Below are 264 nucleotides of genomic sequence, written 5' to 3'. Positions count from 1 at the left end.
GCCTTCGTCCTTCGCCTTGTTGAACGCTTTCCTCACGACACGAAATTCATATTCAGCGTTACTCGGATCACAGTTGATCCCAGACATTGCGACACACTTCTTCTCCTGTGTGACCTTATCTTTGCCATCACGTCCATACTTGATGGATGCCGTGGCACTTCTAGAGGATGCTACTTTAGTCTGTGCCATATCTGATGCACCTCATTCTGAAGTCGTTCAAATTCATGCTGAGATGCCTGAAATTCTTCTGTCAGCTTTTTAATC

At 45.5% G+C, this 264-nt stretch carries 1 pseudogene; it reads right to left on the bottom strand.

The features are described 5' to 3' along the window. Positions 1 to 189: pseudogene (locus tag CD152_RS10330) on the bottom strand (relaxase/mobilization nuclease domain-containing protein); the annotation flags it as partial. Positions 190 to 264: the final 75 nt, after the last annotated feature.

It is taken from the genome of Macrococcoides caseolyticum (assembly GCF_002902665.1).
GTDB lineage: Bacteria > Bacillota > Bacilli > Staphylococcales > Staphylococcaceae > Macrococcoides > Macrococcoides caseolyticum.
This window is presented reverse-complemented; position numbering and strand designations above follow the sequence as displayed.